Genomic DNA, 26,120 nt, shown 5'->3' on the forward strand with positions numbered 1-26,120 from the left:
GGCTTAACCCACCAGCTTTTGCAGGCCACGACTGCTGGTTGTACCGGCATGGGTCTGGAGGAATCGGACCAGCATGCCGAAGGCCATGACGATTGTCAGCAAATCAAAGATGATCACCAGCTCAAGCAGGGCGGGCATACCCGGAACCAGAATCTGTGAGCCCAGAAATATTCCGTTTTCGATGACCAGCAAGCCAAGAATGTGGCTGATAGCCTCCGAACGCAAAATCATCATCAAAAAGCCGATGAGTTTCAGGCTGAACATGCAGGTCAGGGCCAGCACGGCAATATTGTCAGTCAGATGAAGGGCAACACCGAGTTGCCTGGATACCTCATAGGAAAAAATCACCAGTGCGGCACCGATAATCATGCTGGAAGAAGGTTTCAGCAGGGGGGTGAATTCGCGCTGAATATCCAGTCGTTTGACCAGTCGGAGGACCAGATAGGGTAAAAAGGTGCCCCGAAACAAGGCCGTCAATGCCGCAATAATATACAGCTCGGGATAATGTCCATAGTAGCCAATGGATGCAGAAATGGCCGCAATGGTCCAGGATTCCGCCGCAAAAGCATAAACATGATTTTTCAGCCAGTGTGAAGCGAGCATGACAAAAGATAAAACCAGCGCGAGGATCGCCAGCAGGCTGAATAATGAGGTGGCCAGCGGACCGAGATGAAATATCAGCATGGGTCGCTCCTATAGTTGGTCGGCAACAATGGCCAATACGGCAAAAAGAAAAGACAGCGCCAGGGGCTCCTGATAGCGATAAAAGCGCAGACGGGACTGCATGGTATCGACGCCCACCATAAGCAGGCCGATCACGCCGTATTTGGCCAGGATGATCAGCAGGGCCAGGAGCACTGACGGAAAGCTGCCAGTGGTGGACAAACCCCAGGGAAACAGAAATACATTGAGAAAAATCGTGTAAAAAATGAACTGTTTCATCCAGCTTGCCCATTTCAGCAGAGCCAGCAGGGGGCCGGAATATTCCAGGATGCGCGCCTCATCAATCATGTAGATTTCATAGGGGATCGTGGAATGAATGGGCAAGCGGTCAGTTTCTACGGTCAGCAGAATGAAAAAAGCCAGAATCAGGAAAATATGGGCGGGACTCCAGTAGGCTACCGGATTTTTGGCCAACAGATGATTGGCGACAAAAGGCAGCATGGAATGGTCCAGAAAAGTGATGCCTACAAATACCAGGATCAGCGTCGGTTCGGCGAGAATGCCGAGCATGACTGCGCGGCTGGAACCCAGGCCACCGAAGGGCTGGCCGGTATCCAGGCCGGCCAGCAGGATAAAAAAGCTGCCCAGGGTCAGAATCAGCCCGCCCCCCAGAATGTCGCCCATGTCCGAAAGCGGCAGGGGGAAGTTGGTCAGCACCGGAATGAGCATCGGCACGATGAGCATGGCGGTGAACGCAACTACGGGTGCCCAGAAGAAAACCCAGGTGGCAGATTCGGGTACCAGCAACGACTTGTTGAACAGTTTCCAGAGATCGCGATAGGGCTGGAAAATGGAAGGTCCCTTGCCGCGCTGGACACGCTCCTCCACGGTGGTGATGAAGCCATGCAGCAGTGGTGCCAGAAACATCACGGTGAGAACCTGCCCACACTGCAGGACGATGTCGCCAAGCATAGATTCCCCTTATAAGTTTAACTAACGACCAGTTACCCAACCTTGCAGTCGGGATCTGTAGGAGTCATTAGCCTATAAAGGCGGTTATTGGGCGGAATCCATCGCCATAATTTGTGTTGATGATATGCAGAGACAGAAAACGGGTCAAGCGCGTTTTATTCTAAAAACGGCAGTTGCCGTGGGTGTTTTGCAGCGACTTTTGTTCTGAGCCGTTGTTGTTCTTGGCGAAATCCTGCGTCCGTCAGGAGATCTGTCTGAGCCCAAAGGGCGAGTTCTCTCCTGACAGCAGGATGAGCCTTAATGTGAAAGAGATGGGATTACGGGCACAGAAGTCCCTGGCCTGTGAGGACCATTTGACGGGATCTGAAAGCGGTTATGCCGGATCGGGCAGGAATCCGAACTTGATCAGCTTTTTAATCCAGCGTGCGGCATTACGTTGTACGCTCAAGGCTTCATAATCGGTGGCGGCGTCCCGGTAATATGTGCCGCGAGAGAGCATGAAGTAGATGATGCGCAGCATTTTGTGGGCCAAGGCGATAATGGATCGTTTATGACCTCGGCGCACGACCAGGTTCTGGAATTTGGTGCGCAGGGCGCATTGGGTGCGACTGGCGGCATGGGCGCATTCGCACAAGACGCGGCGCACGTAAGGATTCCCTTTCCGGGTGCGACCACTTTTGCGCTTACCGGCCGATTCGTTGTTGCCCGGGCACAGACCGGCCCACGACGCCAGGCGATCGGCACTCCCGAAGGCCTTCATATCGTCCCCGATTTCCACCAGCAATAAGGCAGCACCTATAGTATCCACTCCCGGCAAGGTCTGCAGCAACGCCAGTGCATGCTGTTGCGGGGCCAAACCGTCCAGCAAGCGGGTATCGAAGCGCGCGATCTGCGCTTCCAGGGCTTCGATATGGTGCATCACTTCGTCCAGAACAAAACGATGGCAGGCACTCAAATCGCCCTGCAACGCATCCAGAATCTCCTCCCGGCTGGCCTTGAGGCGATGGCTCGCCAGGGACAGTACCTCCTGGGGCGTGGCGCCCTGAAACAGCGCTTTGATCATGGCGCGTGCCGATTGACCATGAATGTCGCTGACCACCACGCCCAGGCGGATCCCCCCGTCGGTCAGCACCTTGTGTAGCCGGTTCTTTTCGGAGGCCAGCATGCCGACCAACTTCTGGCGTTGGCGGGCAATCAAGCGTAATTCCCGCAGTGGCGCCGGCGGGACAAAGGAACCGCGTAACAAGCCCGCGCGCGCCAGCATGGCCAGCCATTCCGCATCGCCAACATCGGTTTTGCGCCCGGGCACCTGTTTGACGTGACGGGCATTGACGACCTGGGCACGAATGCCGACCTGCTCCAAGGCTGCATAGGGGCTTTTCCAGTAAATCCCAGTACTCTCCATGACCACTGCATCCGGCTGCCAGGTCGCACACCAATCCGCCAAGGCCCGACGGTCTTTCTTGAAGCCGCCAAATTGACGGCGCTCTACCTCCACAGTGCCATCCGGGTTGCCTATGATGGCACAGGCCGTGACTTGTGCCTGATGAATATCCAGGCCGATCACACGTTGAAAAATGGGTTTCAGTTCCATTGGCTTTCCTCTCCATCTATACTGAAAACGCGGGAGGCAACGGATGCCGATGCCGAATCAACCTGCCTGCAGCAAGCCACAGGCGGTCCTCTTAATGTGCGCTCTCATGGAGGCAATCCGGGGTACGAGTCGGCCCGGCGGGTCACGTTAGAAACGGGATCAAGTCACCAAAATTTCGCGCGATCTCAATCCGCCGCCACCCGCTCCCATTCTCTTTCATTCTCCGGGGTGGCGCGAGTCGCAATGGACGTTAGAACAACAGGCGAGGGACAACGGAGCAAAAAGCACCTATGGCAACTGCCGTTTTTATCATTCAACGCAAATAAATGTTTTTACCTAAACGCCGGAAGTCCTCGGCTTTTTCCTGCAACCCCTGGGCGCGCGCTGCCTCCAGATCTTCTGCGCCTTGATTCTGTGCGTATTCCTGCAAATCCTGGGAAATTTTCATGGAGCAGAAATGCGGTCCACACATGGAACAGAAATGCGCGGACTTGGCCCCTTCCTGGGGAAGGGTTTCATCGTGATATTCCCGGGCTTTTTCCGGGTCCAGACCCAGGTGAAACTGATCTTCCCAGCGAAATTCAAAGCGCGCCTTGGACAAGGCATTATCCCGCACCTGGGCACCCGGATGGCCCTTGGCCAGATCCGCAGCATGGGCAGCAATCTTGTAGGTAATAGCCCCTTCCCGAACATCATTTTTATCGGGTAAGCCCAGATGTTCCTTGGGGGTCACATAGCAGAGCATGGCAGTACCATACCAGCCGATCTGTGCTGCACCGATGGCACTGGTGATATGGTCATAGCCTGGAGCAATATCTGTGGTCAAGGGTCCCAAAGTATAAAACGGGGCTTCAAAACAGTGCTGCAACTCTTCGTCCATATTGGCGCGAATCATCTGCATGGGCACATGGCCGGGACCTTCAATCATCACCTGCACGTCATGCTTCCAGGCAATCCGGGTGAGTTCGCCCAAAGTATGCAACTCGGCAAACTGCGCTTCATCGTTGGCATCTGCCAGACAACCGGGACGCAAGCCATCTCCCAGTGAAAAACTGACATCATAGGCTTTCATGATTTCACAGATTTCTTCGAAATGGGTGTAGAGGAAACTTTCCTGATGATGCGCCAGACACCATTTGGCCATGATGGAACCACCCCGGGAAACAATACCCGTAAGCCGTCGGGCAGTCATGGGCACATAGCGCAGCAATACTCCGGCATGAATGGTGAAGTAATCCACGCCCTGCTCGGCTTGCTCAATCAGCGTATCGCGGTATAAGTCCCAGGTCAGATCTTCGGCTTTGCCGTCGACTTTTTCGAGGGCCTGATAAATGGGTACGGTACCAATGGGAACAGGGCTGTTGCGAATAATCCATTCGCGGGTTTCATGAATATGCTTTCCGGTGGATAAATCCATCACGGTGTCAGCCCCCCAACGGATGGACCAGACCATTTTTTCGACTTCTTCGGCTATGGAAGAAGTGACCGCTGAATTACCGATGTTTGCATTGATCTTGACCAGAAAATTGCGGCCGATGATCATGGGTTCCAGTTCGGGATGGTTGATGTTGGCCGGAATGATGGCACGACCTCGGGCAACCTCTTCTCGGACGAATTCCGGGGTGACCACATCCGGAATCTGCGCCCCGAAGGATTCACCACGATGCGCGCGAAACAGTTCGGGATGGGTGGCGCGCAATTTTTCCAGACCCTGATTTTCACGAATAGCCACATATTCCATTTCCGGGGTGATGATTCCACGTCGTGCATAATGCATTTGGGAGACATTTGCGCCTTCTGCGGCCCGCCGGATTTCGCGGCGCTGTTGAAAACGCAAATCAGCCGTTCTGACATCAGCGAGGCGGGCCCGACCATAAGCCGAACTCGGTTCAGGACGATGCTCCAGAGGCGCCTCCATGGCAGTCCACTGCCAACGGGTAGCAGGGAGTCCCGCATGAATATCAATCTGGGTATCAGGATCAGTGAAGGGACCACTACAGTCATACACGGGAATATTCGGATTATGCTCCACCGAACCATCGCGGTTGCGGGAGTCGGTCTGCTGGATTTCGCGCAGGGGAATGCGTAATTCAGGGTACATTTCACCACTGAAGTAGGCCTTGCGGGAACCCGGTATGGATCCCGTGGTGACCGTGGCTTCCTGCATGTCATGGGTAATATCGGTGGGACGTGTCGCCATTGTGCTTCCTCCAAATTCCAGTGCATTGCGAAAAACATGATCGGGACACGGAAGAAGGACGCAGACAGTTGATCCTGTAGCGCTTCCCTACGCCGGCATGACCCGGATCAGGTTCCAAGGGTTCCTCTCAGCCTGCCCCCTGGCAGACGCCCCCAGCGTTAATACATTTTCGCAAACTAAGGGATATCGCACCTAACTGTCAAGCGGACGTCGCAGATAATAACAAACTGACGATTGCTTTCATGGGGCAGTAACGAGTCAGAAATAAATAAAAAGCACCATTTTTGGGAGTGCATACACTATCTGTCCCCACATTGGTGCAGACCAAAATTTATGTGTAACAAAATTAGTACATACGGATTTGGTTAAAAAAATTTTCTATATTTATAATCATAGTGTTGAAAATTTATGTACCATTTATTTAACAGGTGATTAATAAAATTTCCCTCGAAGATATACGGCCCGATTATTGCTTATAGTCTGCTTATGGTTCTGTGGTTAAAAAATTTAGCACCATAAAACTTTTTAAATTGTCATATAACTGTAACATTGCTGTGTTAATATCTTGCTAATAGGCTCTAATATGGGGATGTTTGTCATGAGAATGCTATCTTCTTTAATATTTCAGCCTTTCCAGCTCATGTTGCAAAAATTTGAGCGCAGAGAAGCACCACTGATTACTTCTGTGAATCCATATAAAGGCCATTGGAATATCTTTTTAAGAATACCTCGTATTGAAAAGTTAAAACATATAAGTTCCGCAGCATTAATCGGGATGATCGTGTTATTAGTGGTTTACCTGGCTGAAATTCAGATTCCGCTTGACAACCAACTCATTCTTTCCAGTGTATTGGTTACCATCATGCTTCTGCTTTACAACTGGGATCTCTGGCGCTCAAGCACCACCAGCAAGATGCTTGCGCGCTACACTATCATCTTCGCCAGTGCCTATTTTGGCTGGAAATACCTCTACTGGCGAGCGACAGAAACCATGCCCTCAGGCTATGGAGCTGTTAGCGAAACCGCTGGCCTTATCTTACTTCTGGCCGAAGCCTATGGATTCATCATGCTGATGTTTAATCACTTGGTAAACATTCATCCTATCGATCACCAGATTCCCCCTTTACCTGTTCGTGATAATGATTGTCCTAGCGTGGATGTGTTCATTCCGACTTACAACGAAGAATATGAAGTGATCATTCCTACTTTGGCAGCAGCAGTTAACTTGGATTATCCCAAAAGCCGTTTTATCGTCTGGATTCTTGATGACGGAGGCACCGACAAGAAATGTCATCAAAGCGACTCTCAAAAAGCGGAAGCCGCTCAGAAGCGGCGCAGCGATCTAGAACAGCTGGCTAATGAATATGGAGCCCGTTATCTGACCCGCGCTGCAAATGAACACGCCAAGGCTGGAAACATTAACAATGGCTTGGCCCACTCCCAAGGCGATCTTGTTGCCATACTCGATTGTGACCACATACCAACCAGGGATTTTTTACGCAATACCGTGCCTTTTTTCCTGGACGATTCCAAACTTTTTCTGGTTCAAACACCTCACAATTTTATCAGTCAGGATCCCATCGAAAAAAATCTGGATATGCCAAGAGGCCCAGGAGAAAACGAATTGTTTTATGATGTTATGCAGCCAGGTCTCGATTTCTGGGGGACATCTTATTTTTGTGGGTCAGCTGCAGTACTCCGAGCCCCTGTGTTGAAATCCTTGGGAGGAATTGCGGGACAGACTATCACCGAGGACGCTGAAACTACTATCGACGCAATGCGGTTAGGTTATCGAACTTTGTACCTGAACAAGGCCATGGTAAGTGGTCTGCAGCCAGAAACTGTTACTGGCATGATTGTCCAAAGGGTCCGTTGGGGCACTGGCATGTTACAGATTTTCCTGCTAAAAAATCCCTGGTTACAAAAAGGATTAACCGTTATTCAGAAGCTGTTGTACACCAATTTAATAGTTTACTGGCTGTTTGCTTACTCCCGGCTTGCCCTGTTAATGGCACCACCAGCCTATCTGATTTTTGGGGTTACGCTTTGTCATACCACGCCATCCCAACTCATGGTTTATCTGGCCCCCTATTTACTCAGCTCGTTAATAGTCGCCCAACATTATTATCGTCATGTGCGTTGGCCTTTCATATCCCAAGTTTACGAGACGTTACAAAGCATCTTCATCGCTATGTCAATGAGCAAGGTGCTGTTTCGCCCCAAATCACCAAACTTCAAGGTGACCCCCAAAGGGGAGTATCTGGACCGACACTTCCTGTCAGTATTGTCATGGCCCTTTTACCTGCTTCTGGGAGTCAATATGCTCGCTATTGTTTGTGGAATAAACCTCTTGCAACAATCCGGTGCGCGTATCGACGCCATTATGTTTGTTCTGTTTTGGGCGGTTCTTGACACATTATTTCTCCTCGCTGTCCTGGGCGTCACCCACGAAAAGCCCCAGCGGCGTTCTTCAGCACGTATTCCACTGAGCAAGTCTTTGATACTCGAATACGAAAATGGCAATAGAATTCCGGCGCGCACGGTCAACATCTCTTGGCGAGGTGCAGCGGTAGCCATTGACCGCCAATCCGGAACCATTCAATTGGGCACACCGCTCGTTCTTGACTTTGGCGATGATCGATATATTCATTGCGAGATCAGTGCATTACGTGATGCTTTTGCTGGGAACAATCTGCTCATTTCGGTACGCTACAAGCCTCAGTCTGCGGCAGACATCGTAACAGCCGTGGCCATCGCCTATGGATCCAGTAACGATCTGTTGGAGCTGACCAGATCGCGCCGTCATTCGCGAAGCATTTTTGGTTCACTTTTATTATTCATCCGGTTAGCGATGGTGTATGGCGTCAGACACCTTTGGCATCTTTTGAGTAATATTTCTATAGGTCGTTACTGGAGGAGTATGATCCAAGCCCTGGTTCGCGAACAGCAACGGCTTTTCTTCCGGCGAAACAAACGGCATGAGCTTTTAGAACCAATTATGGCACTTCCCGCATCCTCACTCACCAACATTCACTCAGTAGAGCCGGTCATACTGGATGAGGAATTAATCTGGGACAAAAAATCCGGTCTTCACGAGGAGATTATGGCATGATGAAAATGCTCATCGCGCGCTTGATTTTCATCTTCATGCTTTTTTGTGCTGGCTCATGGTCTGTCTGGGCAGTCACAAGTATGGCAACCGCAAAACCCACACCGAAAAATGCCACAGTTTCCGCTTCAGGGACTCCCGTGGCCTTACCATTCGCAACAACTATCGGCAACAAGGAAGCAATCCGCTTGCAGGGACATGGAGCGACGGTGAAAATACCTTTCTCCATACCCCATGGGGAAGATGTCACCCAGATCCAGGTGTCTCTACAGGGACGCATATCTCAGGGAATGAGTAGTTCGGTCCTGCTGGAAGCAGTTTCCAATAATCAGGTGATAGAACAAATTGCTTTGAAGCCCGGCAGTGACCTGAATAATCAATTCTCTATTCCCAGCTCACATCTGGATGCAGGTTTTCATACGCTGATCCTCAAACTCGTTGGCGTTGCTGGAGACTCTGATTCCAACTGGGTGCAGATTGATCCCCGAACATCTCTTTTCAACTATTTGAGCACTCCAAAGGCCATCGAACCCCGCCTCGACCATCTTGATTGGCTATTTGACCGTGCATCTCTCGACTATGCCCCTGTTGTTCCCATATACGGTGTGGATTTTTCAGATTACACAGAGGCCCTGGCTTATGCTGCTCAAGGCATTGGGCTAAGATACCAGTTTCTGCCTACACACATTCAAGTCAAATCCCTACAGACGTTCCTTGGCAAAGCCTCAAACCCTCTGGATGCAGTGTTATCAGACTTGCCTGTTGGGAGCCGTAGTGCCTTGATTATTGGCACATCAACTGCGTTAGCCCCAGTGTTGCAGAATCTGGGCGTGTCAGCGATTAGAAATGCAACTATTCTGGTTCGACAGTTTCCTGGACATTCTCACTATAATCTGCTGATTCTGACTGGTAGAGATTCGCAGGAAGTACTAACAGCGGCCAGGAGCTTTGCCAACATTCAAATAAATTATCCTTCCGTTGCGGAAATGGCGATCAAAAACTCCCGCATCGAAAACTCCGCTCACTCAGAACCGGTGCCCATTACCGCTTCGCCTTTTGCCTCTGCCTCTTTTCCGCTTCTGGCGACCGGATTCAAGACCACCACTCTCAGTGGGTTCAGTGGTCCGGTAAGCATGCAGATCTGGAATGGCGGATGGCAGAGAGAAGGAGAATTGAGCCTGAACCTGGTGTATTCAGCAGGCATGTCTGCCACCTCTGATGTCAACATACTTTTTAACGGGGCACTCGAAGGCTCGATTCCGTTGAACGATCCGACCGGTGGAAAGTATGTGAAATACGCGGTCAGTATTCCTAGTACCGAAGTGAAATCAGGCTGGAATACTCTTACTCTCGTTCCCAATCTGATTCCGGCGTCCACCCATGATTTTCTCTTTAACTCCGAACGTGCCAATCTGCAACTCAGTGTATTTGCCAATTCCACTTTTACCTGGCAGGGCGGCAATGCTTTGCAGCACCTGGATCTGACCGCCCTGAGCACCGCTGGTACGCTGAACATTAGACATGGCCAGACGGTAAATCTTTTCGTGCCGAAAAAGTACAGCAACCACACCCTCTCAGCCATGACCACGCTGATCGGCAAAACCGCGCAGCGCTATGGCGCCCCATTTTCAGTACATACCGGGGGCCTGGATAATTTACATTCGGGGCCTATTCTTGCAGTAGCACCCCTACGGCAATTACCCCAATCTTTACTGAATCATCTCGGCTTGACTGAGCCATCCGGGAGTAACTCGGACTGGGGAATATCTCGATCCTTGCAGGATAGCTTGGGGAACGAAGATGATCAGCCAAGTCATTACGAATTTTCTTTGACAAACAATGGTTTGGCTTTCAGTTCCAGTTATGACGGCCATCCTCTCATCGTATTTTCGGCACTGAATGATGGCACTTTGAATAAGGCCATCAATACCCTGATCGGCTTTGGGCTGTGGTCACAACTGCGAGGATTTACGGATTGGTGGGAAATTCAAGGAAAAACCATCCATGCCGTTGGTATGGAAAGTGTCCCCTTCTACGCCTTCGGAACCAGTGGCGGCATAGGCGTATGGGCAGGCCACCATCTCTGGTGGGCAATCGTCATTTTGTTGATCTTCGCCACAATGGTATCCGTACTTATCTACGCAATGGTGCGCAGACGCTATCATCGCTTACCCAAGGAGTCCGCAGTACGCCCAGCAGGTTCGCAAACGGGAGGTGAATGATGGCGAACAAGAACTCATCCGCTATTTGCCGGTTACAGATGGGTCTTATAGTGACACTGTTCATAAACGTCCTGCTTCCTGCTAGAGCAGAAGCTCAAACCCTGTTACTGGGTGGAATCCAGCGCTCTGCACAAAGTTCCTACGATTACCTTGGGTTGATACAGCCCATCGCTGGCGGTGATCTTGGCCATGGCTTTTATATCCAGGCTTTTGCCAGTTATTTGCAATATCAGTACCAGACTAGTGCCGAAGGAATTGGTGTGCTCGTCCACGCTCGCTCCCCTGGGATTTCAGCAGGATTAGGTTACGACTTCACCGCCGGGCCACTACAGCTTAGTGTTTCTGGAAGCGTCGCTTATCAATATTTTTCTCTGACCCCACCCATTCCGGCGGGTGGGCCTTTCCAGAGCAGTGTCACTTTCATTCCGCAATTACAAGTCCACTTGCCCATTGGCGATGGCTTTTATTTTTCGGGACTGGGCAGTTATGCCTTTGGTCAGGGGTCATACTGGTCGAGGATGAGATTGGGTATACCAACCCTGCCTTGGCTGCACTTTGGACCAGAATTTATCCCTTCAGGAGGAAGAACTTATAGCATCCGGCAGTATGGAGCTTTTGTTGATGCAAATTTGTCTGGAGGTTGGGGGGTCACGTTAGAGGGAGGTTTGCAACGACAGAAAAATCTGCCCGATGTGGGCTATGCAGCATTATCAGTGAGCAAAACTTTTTGAGTATCAGTGGGAGGACATAGCTGACGGGTGGGAAGAGCCCATCTGGGGGTAGAAATGGGCAAGGCTTTGAACTGGGTAACCGTAGGGCTTTTTTGTGTGAGTTTACCGATGAGCCATAGCACTGTGGCAAAAGTCCTGTCCCCGCCACTGGTGCCCATTTCGGTGGCACATTGGCGCAGCTACTGGGTTGACTATACTCGTGCTTTCATTGACGACCAAGGGCGTGTCATTGATCACCACCAACACCAAGATAGCACTTCCGAAGGGGAGTCCTATGCACTCTTCTTCGCCCTCGTCGCCGATAAACCTGAACAGTTCGCGAAAATTCTTTCCTGGACCAACAACAATCTGGCTGCGGGCCAACTGGGCACTCAGCTACCAGGCTGGTTATGGGGCCAGAATCCGAGCGGGAAATGGACGCTGCTCAGCCAGCACTCCGCTGCCGATGCAGATCTCTGGCTGGCATACACACTGATACAGGCAGGAAAGCTCTGGCATCGGCCGGATTACATGCACCTGGGCCTGGAATTGACTCAGACTATTGTGAGGGAAGAAGTGGTCATGATTTCTTTTTCCAACCGCATTAATGACCGCAGTATTCACTTGAGTTTCACGCCAATGCTTTTGCCCGGCTATTTTGGCTTTCACATCGCAGCTAAACGGTATGTCTTCAACCCCAGCTATTTACCATTACCACTTTTGCTGGGACTGGCTCAGGCTGACCCCCATGGACCTTGGCAGCAGATGGCCTCGCAGTTACCCGATTTTCTGCATGCCGTTTCCCCCCATGGATTCGCACCGGATTGGATCGGACTGGACGATGGTCGAAGCTTCTTTGTTCCGTCCCAGGGAGTGGACGGCAGCTACAATGCCATCCGTGTCTATCTTTGGGCAGGTATGGCGACAAAAGAAATGCCTTTTGGGCCGGAAATACTCGCCGCCCTTTCTGGCATGCAAAAGTATTTGCAGCAGCATAACGTGCCCCCTCTGGCAGCAGATGCAGCAACCGGGCAAGCAAGAGGAAGCGGGCCAGTAGGCTTTTCCGCCGCTCTTCTCACCTATCTTTCAGCAAAGCATGATCAGATCGCATTCAACCGGCAACTGCGGCGTATACAGGAAGCGCAGATTCCAAGCACAGGATTACTGGGTGAACCTGCCTACTACTATGACCAGAACCTGGCTCTTTTTGCCTTAGGCAACCTTAGCAAGAGTTTTACTTTTGAACGGAATGGTGATTTGCATACATGGTGGTCACATTCAGGGCTGCACGGTTGACCAACGGTTTCAATTTACAATTGGATTAGGACCGTCATAACCATTCAGTGCTATCATCGCGCCCATTCATTATCGCGTATTGGAGTATGCCGTGCTCAGTACCCATCAACTGACCATGCAGTTTGGTTCAAAACCATTGTTCGAGAACGTGTCCGTGGACTTCGGGGACGGCAACCGCTACGGTCTGATTGGAGCTAACGGTAGTGGCAAGACCACTCTCATGAAAATCCTGGGTGGCGACCTCGAACCCAGCGCCGGAAATGTCAGCTTGAGCAGTGGCGAGCGACTGGGCAAATTGCGCCAGGATCAGTTTGCCTTTGAAGAATATACGGTACTGGATACGGTCATGATGGGGCATGGCGACTTCTGGAAGGTGAAAATGGAACGCGATCGCCTCTATTCCCTGACGGAAATGAATGAAGAAGATGGCATGGCGGTAGCCCACATTGAAAGTGATTTTGCCGAACTGGGCGGTTATTCGGCTGAAGCCCGAGCCGGGGAACTGCTTATTGGCGTGGGCATTCCTCTGGAGCAGCACGACGGCCTGATGTCGGGGGTGGCGCCGGGCTGGAAACTGCGCGTGCTTTTGGCCCAGGCATTATTTGCCGATCCTGACATCCTTCTCCTGGATGAACCTACCAACAATCTGGATATTCATACCATTCAGTGGCTGGAAGAATTACTGAGCAGCATCAAAAGCACCATCATCATCATTTCCCATGACCGGCATTTTTTAAATAGTGTTTGCACCCACATGGCCGACCTGGATTACGGCGAACTGCGTGTTTATCCCGGTAATTATGATGACTACATGCGCGCATCCACGCTGGTCAAGGATCAATTACTGGCCGATAACGACAAGAAAAAGGAAAAAATGGCAGAACTGCAAAGTTTTGTCAGCCGTTTTTCGGCGAATGCCTCCAAAGCCAAACAGGCTACTTCCCGCGCCCGTCAGCTTGAAAAAATCCAGTTGGAAGAAGTCAAACCTTCCAGCCGCCAGAATCCCTATCTGGTTTTTCAACAGGACCGCAAGTTATATCGCTATGCCCTGGATGCCAAAGATTTATCAAAGTCTTTCGGTGAGTTGCGCCTTTTCCAGAAGCTGCGGCTGCATATTGAAGCAGGTGAACGTATTGCAATTATCGGTGCCAATGGTCTGGGGAAAACGACTTTATTGCGCTGCCTGATAGGTGAAACGGAACCGGATGCCGGGGTGATCAAATGGGCGGAAAATGTGAAGATCGGGTATTTTGCCCAGGATTATGCGCCGGAATTTGCGGAAGATCTGACCCTTTTCGACTGGATGTGCCAATGGCGCAGCGAAAAAGACGATGATCAGGCCATTCGTGGGGTTCTGGGTCGTCTGCTCTTCGGTCAGGATCAGGTCGGGCGCTCCGTCAAGGTGCTTTCGGGTGGCGAAAAAGGTCGGATGTTATTTGGCAAGCTTACCCTGCAAAAACCTAATGTCCTGATTCTGGATGAACCCACCAACCATCTGGACATGGAATCCATCGAATCCCTGAACAACGGGCTGGAAAAATTCGATGGAACCCTGATTTTTGTCAGCCATGATCGCGAGTTTGTCTCTTCGCTGGCGACTCGGATTATTGAATTCACCGCTCAGGGCATTGAAGATTTCAAAGGCAGTTATGAGGATTATCTGCTCAGCCAGATCAGCGTCAGCGACGCCGGGAAAAAGAGCGCCAAAAACCGATAAGCAGGAGGAGGACACCCAGCACAAGAATTCCTCCAATCCATTTCCAGCGCACCATGTTCAGAATATTGGCCAGATGCAGGAGGCTTCCGGCTTCCGCATCCACCCCATGATGGACTGCCAGCACCGCTACGGCGTTGGTTTTGAAAACCACCCCCAGATATCGCAGCACCATCAGGAGCAGGTCGAGAATAATCAGTCCGGTTCCTGCATATATCCACAATGCACGGGAAAGGCGCGGCAACAATTTAATGCCGCCAGCCATGCATAATCTGCAAAGTGGCACGCAACATGCGCTCGGCTTCTTCAGGCGAATCCGCTTCGCTGTAACATCGCAATTCCGGCGCATTTCCCGAAGGACGCAAGTGAATGATGGTGCCATTTTCCAGAGTCACACGCACCCCGTCGGTGTGATCCAGACTGCCTGCCGGGCCTGCCACTTTTCCAAAAGTGCAGCTGAATGCTGCCAGATTCTGGACATTGTCAGTTCCCCTGAAAGCATCCAGATGCTGCTGACTCAAGCTGGTAGGAAAATCCTGCAGCCGGTCACTGGCGGTATAACGCGGGGGTAAACGGTCCATCAGTGCAGCAAGTCTGTTCCCTTGCTGTTTTGCCGCTGTCAGAACGGTGAGCATGGGTAGGATTGCATCCCGGGTTGGAAGCGGCTGCAAGGTTTGTCCATGCCGCTGCAGAGGACTGCCCAGCAAGAATCCGCCGTTGGCTTCATAACCCACTACGGGCCCCTCACCCGCAGCCAGAGCAGCCTGCATGGTTTCAATGACATAGGGAGAGCCAATGCGGGTACGGTGAATCCGGGTAAATAATCCCGACAACTCCAGCGCAGTATTACTGCTGACCGGGGTGACAACACTTTGCGCACCCAGAGCATGGGCTGTAAGTACACCCAGCACATCACCGCGCCACCAGCGCCCCGTAGTGTCCGCAATCATGGGGCGATCAGCGTCTCCATCTGTCGTCAGTAAGGCATCCAGTTGATGCCCGGCCACGGCCTGTTGGGCAAACACGGTATCTTCAGGGCGCAATGCTTCCGTATCCAAAGAAACAAATTCTGCAGAACGGCCCAGTGGCAATACTTCCGCGCCCATAGCAACCAAAATATCGACCAGCAGATCCCGGGCCACTCCGGAATGCTGATACACGCCGAGCCGCAAGCCTGCCAGACTTTCTTTGCCAAAAAAATCCAGATAACGATTCTGGTAGCTTTGCAGATAATGCGGGTCGGCATCAGGCAACAGCGGCGGATGCAGCAGGGCGCCCTGTTCTGTAAATAAATTCGATGCAACTTGCATGTCCTGGGCGAGAATCCCAGCTTCGTCAGCCTTCATCAGTTCGCCGTGCGGACGATTGAATTTGATGCCGTTACGATTGAAGGGAATATGACTGCCGGTTACCATCAGCGAAGGGACTCCTGCCGAGATTCCGGCAAAAGCCAGTGCTGGTGAGGGCAGATAACCGGCAAATTGGGGGTTGCCCTCCTCTGCCAGCACCGCAGCCCAACTGGCAGCCAATATTCGCGGGGTACTGGGTCTTAAATCTCCGCCGAGAATCACTTTCTCGCCGCTCTGATATTCGCCTATGTCGCGGAGATAACGAAGAAATGCCCGCACATGGGTAAAAACCAGTTGATCGGTTAAATCGCTGACCAGGCCTCTTAATCCACTGGTACCAAATGCTGCCATATTCCTACTCCTCCGATCCTGTTCAGGGGTTACGCCATGATAACCAGATAAATTCCAAAAAGGCAGTTGGCATGGATAATTTGCGCACTTTCCCAGAGGGCTACAGGCTGTGTATCATGGTCCATTAGCATTCACAATGGATATCCAAGCAAAGCAATGCCCAATAATGACGACTGGATGAACTGGCATCGCAGCAAACAAGCGCTACCCAGTCTGGACACCTATGACTACGACATGCTCCGCCAGTGGCTGGGTGACCTGGAGATCCGCAAGGCCCAGCCTTATCGACAGGCGGTCAGTCATCTCGAACGACCAACCGACACGGAGCTCAGTGCATGGGTGCAAGGCAGCATCCGCAATCCTTATCATGTGGATATTCATCTTAGTCAGGGACATCTTATCAGTTTATGCACCTGCCCCGTTGGTAGTCGCTGCAAACATGTCGCAGCCGTGTTACTGGCTTATCTGGCCCAACGTGGTAGCCCACAACCGGTCAACAGCCCCAGGCCGCATGTGATGCAATGGCTGGGTGAACTGCGTTCACATCTGAATCCGCCGCCACGCAGGATTCCCACTTCTACTTATCGACTCCACTGGATTCTGGAAATTCGTGGTCATCAGCAACGTGTGCCCACCCTGAACTGCCTCAAAGCGCGCCTGAACAGGCAGGGTATTTGCAGCGAACTCACGCCCTGGAGTAATTTTGAAGCAGCCCTACGCCGTCCACCCGCTTTTCTGGATGAAACGGATCAGATGGTCATACGCCGTTTACTCATTGAAGATGTTTATGCCCAAAGAAGTGGATTTTTTACTCTGGGCCCACGCCATGGTGGCGCCGCTTTGGGCATGTTGGCTGCCAGTGAGCGCCTGTTTATGGATAAACCCGGTTCCTCTCCATTGCGAATGGGCGACATCCGTGCGGGTAAATTACTCTGGAAAACCCTCAAGGGTACGGAACAACATCCCATTCTGGAAACCGAACCACCCACCCAAACCTTGCTGACTCTGGACGTGCCCTGGTATCTGGATGCGGAAAATCTCGAAATCGGCCCGATTGACATCCCCATCAAACCCTCCCTGCTCAAGGATCTTCTTCAGGCGCCCCCCCTCAACATTCAGGAGGCTGCATTATTGAGAAATATTCTGGAAGAATCGGCCCCCGACCTGCCTGCTCCAGTGGCCGACCCGGTGAAGGATCTTCGAGTCATTGCCGAGCCACTCCAGCCGTCCCTATGGTGCGATACCCTGGCATTGATGGGGATGCAGGCCTACCGGGATTATCCCGGCCAATGGAGTCCTAATTGCCGGTTTGATTACGGGCAGCCGAGTTTTATCTATGGACCCGCGCATATTGCCATTGATGATGACAGCGAAACACAAACTCTCGCCAATGGCGAAACCGTGCATGTCCAACGCGATCGAAAGGCAGAAAAAAAAGCGCTGAAAATTTTGGCGGATACCGGCCTGAAAATCGCCAAAGCCAGCCTTTTCCATAGCCTCTCCTTGCTGCCACAGCCCATTTATGGACTGGCCAACGAAAAAGACTGGGATACCTTCATGAATGAAGGCGTGGAGGCTCTGCGCGGCGCAGGTTGGGGAGTCCACTGGCCAGATGGCTTCCGCCATCATTTTTTGCATATTGATGCCTGGGATATGCAGGTGGACGGGGAAGAAGAAGGCTGGCTCGGTCTTGATGTCGGCATAGTAGTCGAAGGCGAAAGGCTGGCGCTGGCGCCGCTTTTGGGTGGGCTGTTTGCCCGCGATCCACGCTGGCTGAGTCCCGGAGGCTTAATCCGTATTCCCGATGAAGAAGCTATCCATTTGCACACACCTTCGGGAGTCCCCATTCAAACTGCTGCCCACCGACTCAAACCACTGGTAGGTACCCTTATTGACTTGTTCAGTCTCGGCACTTCGGGACCCATGCGGGTTTCCGCCTATGATGTCACCCGACTGGCCGAAATTACCGATAGTCAGCAATGGCGGAGTGAGGGCATGGATGCCATTCGCAGGCTCAGTAAACGCCTCCCGCAAAGTGGCGAAATACCTCCTGTAGAGCCTCCCCGGGGTTTTGCCTTGCCGCTGCGCCCCTATCAGCAGGAAGGTTTGGCCTGGCTGCAATTTCTCCGCGAGCACAACCTGGGTGGTATTCTTGCAGATGACATGGGGCTCGGCAAAACCGCCCAGACCCTCGCTCACTTATTGCTGGAAAAAGAAAACGGTCGCCTGCAGAAACCCGCCCTGATTATCATGCCGACTTCGCTGATTCATAACTGGCGGGAAGAAGCAGAACGATTTGCCCCCGAGTTGAGGGTGCTATCGCTCCATGGCAAGGAGCGACTGGATCAATTTTCAGAAATATCCCGTCATGATCTGGTACTGACCACCTACCCGCTGGTCTGGCGGGATATTGAACTACTCAAGAACCAGCAATTTCATTTGCTGATTCTCGATGAAGCGCAGATGGTGAAAAACGCTCAAAGTCGCGCTGCCGAGGCGATTCGCGAAATACCTACCACCCATCGCCTGGCACTGACTGGAACCCCTCTGGAAAATCATCTGGGAGAGCTCTGGGCGCAGTTTGATTTTCTCCTGCCCGGTTTTATGGGTGATTTGCGCACGTTTCAAAAAATCTGGCGTGGTCCTATTGAGCGCCATGGTGATGTGGAGCGACTGAACCTGCTGGCCAAACGCGTCCGCCCCTTCATTTTGCGGCGCAAAAAAGAGGAAGTAGCCCAGGAGCTTCCGGAAAAAACCATCATTATTCGTTCGGTGGATATTGAAGGGGCGCAACGCGATCTGTATGAAACCGTACGCAGCGCAATGGACGAAAGAATTCGCCAGGAAATTGCTGCCAAAGGCTTTCAGCGCAGTCAGATTGTAATACTCGATGCCATGCTCAAATTACGTCAGGTTTGCTGCGATCCACGACTATTGAAAAGTGAAAAGGCCCGTAAGGTTCAGGAAAGTGCCAAACTCGCCATGCTGATGGAGATGATCCCCGAACTCCTTGCCGAAGGTCGCCAGATTCTGCTGTTCTCCCAGTTCACGGAAATGCTTGCCTTGATCAGTACACGTCTGGATAAAATGCATATTCCCTATGTACAGCTCACCGGAAATACCCAGGACCGCAAAACGCCGATTGATCGCTTTCAAAAAGGCGAGGTTCCGTTATTTCTGATCAGCCTCAAGGCTGGCGGTGTTGGCCTGAACCTCACAGCGGCCGATACGGTCATTCATTACGACCCGTGGTGGAATCCCGCTGCCGAAAATCAAGCCACAGACCGCGCCCATCGCATCGGGCAGCAGCGTCGCGTATTTGTCTACAAAATGATTGTAGCGGGCAGCATTGAAGAAAAAATCCTGGCGCTGCAGGAGAGAAAAGCCATTTTAGCATCCGGTGTGCTCGACAAGGCGCGCAAGGACAAGCTGCAATTTGGTCCGGATGATCTGGCCTCCCTGCTCGCTCCGCTTCCAGAAAGTCGGCGCTGATGGCACTATACTGGGGTGCATGTAGATTATTTTCGGGACATTCATGCTGAATGATCTCTAACGTAGCAGGAAAAAAGCATGAAACAGCAAGAAGAACAGCGTCGCGACCGCTTCATCATCAGTGGGGCCCTGCATGGGGTAACCGACTCGGCATTGGCAGAACTTAAAGTCTTTGAAGAAATGGGCGGGCATGTAGAAGTGCTACCGGATAAACACCTCGTCCTGATCCAGTATGATGGTCGCTGTGGAGCAGAAGCAGAGGCTAAAATGGTGCAGATTTTAAAAAAAGCCGGTGAAAATTGTGATTCCCATGGGGTTATCTGTCACGGCAAGGATCACTGCGAACCGCTGAATTTGCATGTTGGTCCGCTGGCGAAAGATCATCCGCAACGTTCAGACTCTCTTGCAAAACACCTCGGCCGATGGCTTCACCTCAAAAAACAATCGTGAAGAAAAAATTATTGCTGTGGGCGGCCTGCATTTTTGCCGTAGCAGGCAGTGCTTATGCAGACAATATTCCCCTTAGTTCGACACAGGAATCCCTGTTGCAGACAGCCGCAGAGGCTTTTTCACAAGGTAATTACAGGCCAGCTGCAGAGGCCCTTCCCGCACTGGAAAATACGTATATGGGTTCCTGGGTAGGCTACTGGTCTTTACAACCCCGCCTTAAAACCTTGACCCAGGAGCAGTATCTCCAATATTCCGCGCGTTTTCCCGATGGTGTTGCCCACCATCTGCTGCGTCGGCAATGGTTGATCCAACTGGCGCATCGTCAGGACTGGAATAACTTCACCCGCGTTTACCAATCCGGGCAAAAGCCGGATCTCATCCAGTTACGCTGCGATGCCCTGCGTGATCCCGCCTTAGAAAATGAAAATGTGGTTTCTCCCTTTTTTCTGTGGAGTAGCGCACCAGCCAATAATCATTCGTGTAATGCCATGGCCCGCGACAGCCTGCAACAAGGTCTGATTACCCAGGATCAACTCTGGCAGCGACTGCGGCAGATGTTTGAAGCATCGGCTTTTTCTGCGGCGCGCCATTTTGCGCCTTACCTGAATGGTCAGGCTGGAACAGAGCTGACTGCCACCATTGATCATCCCGATAGCTGGCTACAAACGCACATCCAGCAAAACGGCACGGGATCATGGTCCGGGACGCAAACCCGTCTTCTTGAACTTGCCTTGTTGCGTCTGGCAACCATTCATCCCCTGCAGACTGTACAATTTGTGCAGCAAATCCATACCCTCAATGCAGCACAAAAAGCACGGGTACTGTATAACTGCGCTTTTCAGGCTACCCAGACTTTTCGTCCCGAATCCGGAAGCTGGTATCAGTTGGCCTATAACACCGACCCACAGTTTCATCCCCAGCCGGAAATGCTAGCCTGGATGGTACGGACTGCTATTCGGGTGGGACGCTGGACCATGGTGAACGATGCCGTCACCCTCATGAATCCTCCACAAAGCCAGCAACGGCAGTGGCAGTTCTGGAAGGCCGTAGCCATGCTGCAGCTGGGGCATACGGTGCAGGCGAAAGCAGAACTCGGCACCCTCGCTTCCCCCTGGACCTATTATGGGCAGTTAGCCATGGCAGCGTTGGGACAGTCCCTGGATCTCAATACGAATACCGCCGCTGAACCAGAAGATGTTGCCCTACCCGTGTTGCAAGAAACCGCGTCTGAGCGGGCGGCCATCAAGCTCTATCAACTGGGCTTGTATTATGATGCCTTGAGTGAGTGGGATCATGACCTGAGTACCCTCTCCACTCCCGGCCAGATCAAGGCGACAGCCCGTATGGCTTTTCAGCAACAGGCGTGGTTACTGGGCATTCATGCCAGCAGCCTGATCCCCCATGGCGGTGACTGGCGTCAGGGCTATGTCCTCCCCTATGCTCAGGAAATCAGCGGTGCGGCCAACCAGACGGGATTGCGCCGGGCTTTTCTGGCGGGCCTCATTCGCCAGGAATCGGGGTTTGCTTTTGGAATCCGTTCGGATGTTGGCGCGCAGGGACTGATGCAGGTCATGCCCACCACTGCTGAATGGTTGCAATCACACATTCCCGCCGCCGCGAATGCCGATCTGCACAGCATCCGGGGAAATCTGGTGCTGGGTTCCAATTATCTCAGCCTGCAACAGCAAAGTTTTGGCGGATCAGAGTTACTCGCCGCAGCCGCCTACAATGCCGGTCCGGGAGCACCCAAGCGCTGGCTGAGTCGCTGGGATGGTCCCAACCAGGGACCCTGGGCGGGTCCTATTTTTACTGCCAACATTCCCTACCGTCAAACACGGCATTATGTTCAGAGTGTACTGACCAATACCATTATTTATGCAGCCATACTGGATCGCCAGGCTCAGAACATCTGGCCGCAATGGCAGTTAAAAGCAACGACGCCCGGTGAACACTGATAATCAATCATCACAAAGAATGGGTTTATAATGCGCTACCCCATCCAGAATTTCTCAGCTGGCATAGGCTGTGCCTTAGCAAAACCCTGTAATACATTTACGCCAATGCAAAACTTCATTCTGGGTTTTCAGCTTATCCCAGGGGAAATCCTGGGAAATAGCCTGCCTTTGATCGCTGGGAAGCGGTTCCAGACAAGCCAATAAAGTTGCCTTTCCGAGGCCATCCGGGGGGTCAGCAGGAAATTCCTGCCCTCCCCACTGCTCCCAGTTTTCGTCTTCCCAACCTGGCTGATCTATTCATCAATAGCCTGGTAGCGGACAATAGCTGCTGCCCAAGCCATGGGAGCGCCCCAGCCCACCTGGCATTCTCCCGCCTTTAACCAGATTTTCACAAACGCATCCTGTAAAAAATCGGCCGCACGGCCCTGCTCTCTTAAAATACGCAAAGCCACGGGAAACAGATGCGCAGCCGTAGCATCGTAAAAATTACGGAAGGCTTGCTGATCAGCAAGCGCCACTTTCCGCAGGAGTTTTCCCGGTTCGGTGACTTCAGGCACCGGTTATTACCGTAACCTGATAAACAAAAATTTACATTTTACATCTCGATTCATGGGACAACACACCTTAATCTGTATTTCACAGGCAAAAGCATAGCGCAAAAATCTTGTCCTGTACCATGTAGACGCATTTTGAAGATTTTTCGGAGAGGATGATAATCATGAAAAAATTGTGGATAAAAAGTCTTTTGACCAGCGCCGTGCTGGCGGGACTGGGATTGAGTAGTGCGGCCTTTGCTGGCCCCGTAGATATACAACTCAATGTAGGAACCCAGCCAGTGTATGCAGCACCAGGATACCCCCCAGCCATTCTCACGGCGCCGCCCTTGATGGTCTGGCTGAGCAATCTTGGTGTTTATGCGGCCTATGGCGCTTCGCAACCCATTTTTTATCAGGGTTCCAACTACTATTATTATTACGGCAATCGCTGGTGGTCAGGTCCGGGCTATCGTGGTCCGTGGCGCCCCATAGCGGCTCCGCCGCCAGCATTGCGACATTGGAATCATCGCGATTGGCAGCGCGTCCAAAGAGATGCTGGCCGCTATTCCCGAGACCCGCATTGGCGGCATTTCCGTCCGGCAGAAAGGCCTATGCCAGGGCCGCAGCAGCGGCCGCAACCGGGGCGTCCCGGTGGTCCACAGTTTCAACATCCCCATCGTCCGCAGATGCAACAGCGACCGCAGCCCATTCAGCGTCCGGCCCCAGGACGTCCAGAGTTCAATCGCCCGGGAGGCAGACCCGGACAAGGACGTCCCGATAATGGTCCGGGGCAGGGTCGCGGGCAGCCAGGTTCAAAACCGGACCATGGACATCAGAATCAGGGCAACAGCCAGCCCTGGCAGGGCAACCACTAGGCCAGCTTGTTTCTGACCCAATCGCGGGCGGCCTGGAGAGCATCATCCAGTGCCGCCGGATTCCCGGCACCAGCCTGGGCCATGTCGGGTCGGCCGCCACCTTTACCACCCAGCGGCAAGGCTACCACATTCACCAGATCTCCCGCGTGAATACGACCTGCCAGGGTTTTTGCAACGGCAGCAATTAAGGCCACTTTTTCCCCTTCAACTCCGGCCAGGACAATCACGGCTTCGGGAAGCTGACTGCGCAGACGATCGAGCGCATCACGCAAGGCCTTGCCATCCATACCCTCCAGACGGCTGATAAGAACCGGCACGCCAGCCACCTCTTCACTCCGGGCAGCGAGATCTGCACCGGCCCGCGCTGCTTCATCGCGCTTGATTTTCTCTAACTCTTTTTCAAGTTGACGCAGACGCTCGAGGGTCTGAGCCAGACGCTGATCCAGATCCGCTGGTGCTACTTTGAGCAAGCTGGCAGCAGTCTGCAGACGTTGTTCATCGCGCTGGATATGATCCAGAGCCGCTGCTCCGACTACGGCTTCAATACGACGAATACCCGCTGCTACGCCACTTTCGCTGAGAATCTTGAAAACCCCCATATCTCCAAGCGCCTGCACATGCGTACCACCACAAAGTTCCAGTGAAAAGTCGCCCATGCGCACAACGCGGACTTCATCGCCGTACTTTTCACCAAACAGCGCCATAGCGCCCAGAGCCTGGGCTTCGGCAATGGGCAGAACCTGCGTATCGGCAGCATAATTTTCACGAATCACCGCATTGACGCTGCGCTCTATCTCCTGCAACTGCGCCGAAGTCAGGGGTTCGGGATGGCTGAAATCAAAGCGCAGCCGCTCCGGATTGACCAGTGAACCTTTCTGCTGGACATGCGAACCGAGAATATTGCGCAACGCCGAATGAAGCAGATGGGTGGCAGAATGATGGGCAGCGGTCGCCCGCCGGGCCAGCTCATCCACGCTGGCCAGCAAGGTGTCTCCTGTCTGGAGGCGACCCGACTGCAGCACACCCACATGCACATGCAAACTGCCCATGGGTTTTTGGGTATCATTCACCAGAAATACGGCATGTTCTGATTGTAATTCGCCGCGATCACCCGACTGCCCGCCCGATTCCCCATAAAAAGGGGTCTGATCCAGAATGACGATGCCCTTGTCCCCAGCGTCAAGAAAAGCGACTTCTTCACCATCACGCAACAGAGCAAGCACTTTTCCCTCACCCACACATTGGGTATAACCCGTAAATTGGGTAGCGGCAAGACGCATGGCGAGGTCGTGATAAATGCGCTCGGTTTTGACTTCGCCACTGCCGCTCCAGGCGGCGCGGGAACGATTACGCTGTTCACTCATGGCTACTTCATAGCCTTCCATGTCCATGCGCAGGTTTCTTTCGCGGGCGATGTCGGCAGTTAAATCGACAGGGAAACCATAGGTATCGGCCAATCGGAAGATAATCTCACCAGGAATGGCCGCATCAGCGGGCAATCCGGAAATGGCGTCTTCCAGCAGACTCAGGCCACGTTCCAAAGTTTCCCGGAAACGGGTTTCCTCACGCTCCAAAGCACGTTCTACATCACGCTGTGCCTGAGCCAGTTCAGGAAAGGCCGTCCCCATTTCGCGTACCAGTGGCGCAACCAGTTTATGAAAAAACACGTTTTCCATGCCCAACTTGCGACCATGCCGGACCGCCCGCCGAATGATGCGCCGCAGAACATAACCTCGCCCTTCATTAGCCGGCAGTACACCGTCCGTAATCAGAAAACTGCAGGCACGAATATGATCGGCGAGTACCCGCAGACTGGTATCCGTTGTGGCATCCTGACCATAGGTTGTGCCGGAAATTGCGGCCGCTGCCGCAATCAAAGGCTTGAACAGATCGGTGTCGTAATTATTATGCACGCCCTGCAGAACAGCCGCGAGACGTTCCAGTCCCATGCCGGTATCCACGGAAGGTTTGGGGAGCGGGGTCAGTTTCCCGCTGCCATCGCGGTCATACTGCATGAAAACCAGATTCCAGATTTCAATATAACGATCCCCGTCTTCTTCGGGGCTGCCGGGAGGGCCACCCGGAACATCCGGGCCATGATCATAAAAAATTTCCGAGCAGGGGCCGCAAGGTCCGGTATCTCCCATACTCCAGAAATTATCTTTCGCGCCACAACGGGAAATGCGTGCGGGATCAATACCCATTTCATTGATCCAGATCTGGGCGGCTTCGTCGTCTTCTTCATAAACCGTAATCCACAGCCTGGCAGCCGGAAGCCCCAGTTTTTCCGTCAGAAATCGCCAGGCGAAAGCAATGACCTCGCGCTTGAAATAATCCCCAAAGGAAAAATTGCCGAGCATTTCGAAAAAGGTATGATGGCGAGCCGTATAACCCACGTTTTCCAGGTCATTATGTTTTCCGCCCGCCCGCATGCAGCGCTGGGAAGATACGGCGCGCTGGTAGGGACGTTGCTCCAGACCCAGGAACACGTCCTTGAAAGGAACCATACCGGCATTGGTAAACAGTAAGGTCGGATCATTGCGGGGAATCAGCGAACTGGAGGGCACAATCTGATGGCCCTGTTCCACAAAATAATCCAGAAAAGCTTGGCGAATGGCTTGCGCTTGCATCG

The 26,120-nt window shown here is 52.5% G+C and carries 17 protein-coding genes and 2 riboswitches; of the genes, 9 read left to right on the forward strand and 8 right to left on the reverse strand.

What is annotated here, in order from left to right; translation table 11 throughout:
• Nucleotides 1-3: 3 nt before the first annotated feature.
• The 4 genes from H7F11_RS00725 to thiC all read right to left on the reverse strand — a co-directional run bounded on the left by H7F11_RS00725 (nt 4) and on the right by thiC (nt 5,429).
• Complete coding sequence (locus H7F11_RS00725; protein WP_193650433.1) at nt 4-684, reverse strand: hydrogenase; 681 nt, start codon at nt 682-684, stop codon at nt 4-6.
• 9 nt (nt 685-693) lie between these two features.
• Nucleotides 694-1,635 (reverse strand): respiratory chain complex I subunit 1 family protein, encoded by a 942-nt coding sequence (locus tag H7F11_RS00730; RefSeq protein WP_193650434.1) that lies wholly within the window; start codon nt 1,633-1,635, stop codon nt 694-696.
• 51 nt (nt 1,636-1,686) lie between these two features.
• Nucleotides 1,687-1,750: riboswitch (Fluoride riboswitch) on the reverse strand.
• A 258-nt stretch (nt 1,751-2,008) separates the two neighbouring features.
• On the reverse strand, nt 2,009-3,229 hold the full coding sequence (locus H7F11_RS00735) for an IS110 family transposase (RefSeq protein WP_193649413.1): 1,221 nt from the start codon (nt 3,227-3,229) through the stop codon (nt 2,009-2,011).
• 313 nt (nt 3,230-3,542) lie between these two features.
• On the reverse strand, nt 3,543-5,429 hold the full coding sequence (gene thiC, locus H7F11_RS00740; RefSeq protein WP_193650703.1) for a phosphomethylpyrimidine synthase ThiC: 1,887 nt from the start codon (nt 5,427-5,429) through the stop codon (nt 3,543-3,545).
• A 67-nt stretch (nt 5,430-5,496) separates the two neighbouring features.
• Nucleotides 5,497-5,593: riboswitch (TPP riboswitch) on the reverse strand.
• Between the two features lie 434 nt (nt 5,594-6,027).
• Here thiC and bcsA point away from each other — a divergent pair.
• The 5 genes from bcsA to H7F11_RS00765 all read left to right on the forward strand — a co-directional run bounded on the left by bcsA (nt 6,028) and on the right by H7F11_RS00765 (nt 14,483).
• Entirely contained in the window at nt 6,028-8,541 is a 2,514-nt protein-coding gene (gene bcsA, locus H7F11_RS00745) for a UDP-forming cellulose synthase catalytic subunit (RefSeq protein ID WP_227485144.1), read from the forward strand.
• A complete protein-coding gene (locus tag H7F11_RS00750; protein ID WP_193650702.1) occupies nt 8,538-10,760 on the forward strand; it encodes a cellulose biosynthesis cyclic di-GMP-binding regulatory protein BcsB in 2,223 nt (740 codons plus the stop codon). The genes bcsA and H7F11_RS00750 overlap by 4 nt, the downstream gene beginning before the upstream one ends.
• A gap of 50 nt (nt 10,761-10,810) precedes the next feature.
• Nucleotides 10,811-11,491 (forward strand): cellulose biosynthesis protein BcsS, encoded by a 681-nt coding sequence (gene bcsS, locus H7F11_RS00755; RefSeq protein ID WP_157999032.1) that lies wholly within the window; start codon nt 10,811-10,813, stop codon nt 11,489-11,491.
• A 27-nt stretch (nt 11,492-11,518) separates the two neighbouring features.
• Complete coding sequence (gene bcsZ, locus H7F11_RS00760) at nt 11,519-12,766, forward strand: cellulose synthase complex periplasmic endoglucanase BcsZ (protein ID WP_193650701.1); 1,248 nt, start codon at nt 11,519-11,521, stop codon at nt 12,764-12,766.
• Nucleotides 12,767-12,857: 91 nt separating this feature from the next.
• Nucleotides 12,858-14,483, forward strand: a complete 1,626-nt coding sequence (locus tag H7F11_RS00765; RefSeq protein ID WP_193650700.1) for an ABC-F family ATPase — start codon at nt 12,858-12,860, stop codon at nt 14,481-14,483.
• Here the strand turns inward: H7F11_RS00765 and H7F11_RS00770 are convergent.
• Nucleotides 14,446-14,745, reverse strand: a complete 300-nt coding sequence (locus H7F11_RS00770; RefSeq protein WP_193650699.1) for a hypothetical protein — start codon at nt 14,743-14,745, stop codon at nt 14,446-14,448. The two genes, H7F11_RS00765 and H7F11_RS00770, sit on opposite strands and share 38 nt — an antisense overlap.
• Nucleotides 14,729-16,180 carry a phosphomannomutase gene (locus H7F11_RS00775; RefSeq protein WP_193650698.1) on the reverse strand — a complete coding sequence of 484 codons (1,452 nt, stop codon included), beginning with the start codon at nt 16,178-16,180 and terminating at the stop codon, nt 14,729-14,731. Before H7F11_RS00775 ends, H7F11_RS00770 begins: the two co-directional genes overlap by 17 nt.
• A gap of 156 nt (nt 16,181-16,336) precedes the next feature.
• Here H7F11_RS00775 and H7F11_RS00780 point away from each other — a divergent pair, with 156 nt between their 5' ends.
• The 3 genes from H7F11_RS00780 to H7F11_RS00790 all read left to right on the forward strand — a co-directional run bounded on the left by H7F11_RS00780 (nt 16,337) and on the right by H7F11_RS00790 (nt 22,077).
• The gene (locus H7F11_RS00780) at nt 16,337-19,672 is read left to right on the forward strand and encodes a DEAD/DEAH box helicase (RefSeq protein WP_193650697.1); all 3,336 of its coding nucleotides are present in this window, start codon (nt 16,337-16,339) and stop codon (nt 19,670-19,672) included.
• A gap of 78 nt (nt 19,673-19,750) precedes the next feature.
• Entirely contained in the window at nt 19,751-20,122 is a 372-nt protein-coding gene (locus tag H7F11_RS00785) for a hypothetical protein (protein WP_193650696.1), read from the forward strand.
• A complete protein-coding gene (locus H7F11_RS00790; protein ID WP_193650695.1) occupies nt 20,119-22,077 on the forward strand; it encodes a transglycosylase SLT domain-containing protein in 1,959 nt (652 codons plus the stop codon). The genes H7F11_RS00785 and H7F11_RS00790 overlap by 4 nt, the downstream gene beginning before the upstream one ends.
• Before the next feature lie 293 nt (nt 22,078-22,370).
• Here the strand turns inward: H7F11_RS00790 and H7F11_RS17055 are convergent, their stop codons facing one another.
• A complete protein-coding gene (locus H7F11_RS17055; protein WP_193650694.1) occupies nt 22,371-22,634 on the reverse strand; it encodes a sigma factor in 264 nt (87 codons plus the stop codon).
• A gap of 161 nt (nt 22,635-22,795) precedes the next feature.
• Between H7F11_RS17055 and H7F11_RS00800 the strand changes: the two genes are divergently transcribed.
• Nucleotides 22,796-23,488 carry a hypothetical protein gene (locus tag H7F11_RS00800; RefSeq protein WP_193650693.1) on the forward strand — a complete coding sequence of 231 codons (693 nt, stop codon included), beginning with the start codon at nt 22,796-22,798 and terminating at the stop codon, nt 23,486-23,488.
• On the opposite strand, the gene alaS is transcribed toward H7F11_RS00800, so the two are convergent.
• Nucleotides 23,485-26,118: an alanine--tRNA ligase gene (gene alaS, locus H7F11_RS00805; protein WP_193650692.1), complete on the reverse strand. Its 2,634-nt coding sequence runs from the start codon at nt 26,116-26,118 to the stop codon at nt 23,485-23,487. The genes H7F11_RS00800 and alaS overlap by 4 nt on opposite strands.
• Nucleotides 26,119-26,120 lie beyond the last annotated feature (2 nt).

Source organism: Acidithiobacillus sp. HP-2 (assembly GCF_015100155.1).
GTDB lineage: Bacteria > Pseudomonadota > Gammaproteobacteria > Acidithiobacillales > Acidithiobacillaceae > Acidithiobacillus.

Excerpts from the sequence above, each read along its gene's own strand:
- H7F11_RS00725 (WP_193650433.1), bottom strand. The coding sequence starts at position 684 with ATGCTGATATTTCATCTCGGTCCGCTGGCCACCTCATTATTCAGCCTG.
- H7F11_RS00730 (WP_193650434.1), bottom strand. The coding sequence starts at position 1,635 with ATGCTTGGCGACATCGTCCTGCAGTGTGGGCAGGTTCTCACCGTGATG.
- H7F11_RS00735 (WP_193649413.1), bottom strand. The coding sequence starts at position 3,229 with ATGGAACTGAAACCCATTTTTCAACGTGTGATCGGCCTGGATATTCAT.
- thiC (WP_193650703.1), bottom strand. The coding sequence starts at position 5,429 with ATGGCGACACGTCCCACCGATATTACCCATGACATGCAGGAAGCCACG.
- bcsA (WP_227485144.1), top strand. The coding sequence starts at position 6,028 with ATGAGAATGCTATCTTCTTTAATATTTCAGCCTTTCCAGCTCATGTTG.
- H7F11_RS00750 (WP_193650702.1), top strand. The coding sequence starts at position 8,538 with ATGATGAAAATGCTCATCGCGCGCTTGATTTTCATCTTCATGCTTTTT.
- H7F11_RS00770 (WP_193650699.1), bottom strand. The coding sequence starts at position 14,745 with ATGGCTGGCGGCATTAAATTGTTGCCGCGCCTTTCCCGTGCATTGTGG.
- H7F11_RS00775 (WP_193650698.1), bottom strand. The coding sequence starts at position 16,180 with ATGGCAGCATTTGGTACCAGTGGATTAAGAGGCCTGGTCAGCGATTTA.
- H7F11_RS00780 (WP_193650697.1), top strand. The coding sequence starts at position 16,337 with ATGCCCAATAATGACGACTGGATGAACTGGCATCGCAGCAAACAAGCG.
- H7F11_RS00785 (WP_193650696.1), top strand. The coding sequence starts at position 19,751 with ATGAAACAGCAAGAAGAACAGCGTCGCGACCGCTTCATCATCAGTGGG.
- H7F11_RS00800 (WP_193650693.1), top strand. The coding sequence starts at position 22,796 with ATGAAAAAATTGTGGATAAAAAGTCTTTTGACCAGCGCCGTGCTGGCG.
- alaS (WP_193650692.1), bottom strand. The coding sequence starts at position 26,118 with ATGCAAGCGCAAGCCATTCGCCAAGCTTTTCTGGATTATTTTGTGGAA.